This window comes from Streptomyces sp. NH27 (assembly GCF_056859195.1).
Genome location: NZ_JACEGK010001014.1, coordinates 1 through 877 on the forward strand (window position 1 = coordinate 1; position 877 = coordinate 877).

Sequence of the window (877 nt, forward strand, 5' to 3'; positions counted from 1 at the left end):
CACGGTGAGCGTGACCTGGGCCGGGCACGCGAGCTGGGTGGTCAGGATCGGAGGGCTGACGGTGCTCACCGACCCGGTCTGGTCCCGCCGCATCCCCGGTACGCCCCGCCGGATCACCCCGGTCGGCGTGCCCTGGCAGGCCCTCCCGCCGATCGACGCGGTCGTCATCAGCCACAACCACTACGACCACCTCGACGCGCCCACGATCAAACGGCTGCCGCGTGCCACGCCCTGCTACGTGCCGGCCGGGCTCGGCGAGTGGTTCCGGCGCCGCGGCTTCACCCGGGTGACCGAACTGGACTGGTGGGAGGGCACGTGGCTGCGCGGGGTGCGGTTCGACTTCGTGCCCGCGCACCACTGGAGCCGCCGCACCCTCACCGACACCTGCCGGTCCCTGTGGGGCGGGTGGGTGCTCACCGACACCGACGGCCACCGCGTCTACTTCGCCGGGGACACCGGGTACGGTGCCTACTTCGCCGAGATCGCCCGGGTGCATCCCGGTATCGATCTCGCGCTGCTGCCCATCGGCGCGTACACGCCCCGCTGGATGCTGCGGCCGGTGCACGCCGACCCCGAGGAGGCGGTGCAGGCGTACCTCGACCTCGGCGCGGCCGCGATGGCCCCGATGCACTGGGCGACGTTCCTGCTCTCCGGCGAGCCGCCGCTGGAACCGCTCACCCGGCTGCACACCGCGTGGGCGGCCGCGGGGCTGCCGCGCGACGCGCTGTGGGACCTGCCGATCGGCGCGTCACGGGTGCTGGTGGCATGAACGCGCGCCGGATCCGGTAAGGACCGGACACCAGAGCCACCACCCCTTACCGGAGCGCGCCGGTGAACGGCAGTAAGGACCGCGCTGCCAGGGCGCCGCCCCTTACCC

The 877-nt window shown here is 73.5% G+C and carries 1 protein-coding gene; it reads left to right on the forward strand.

All coding sequences use genetic code 11. The features are described 5' to 3' along the window. On the forward strand, nt 1-769 hold a 769-nt coding region (locus AC13HU_RS37740; protein WP_483046519.1), incomplete at its 5' end, for an MBL fold metallo-hydrolase. Nucleotides 770-877 lie beyond the last annotated feature (108 nt).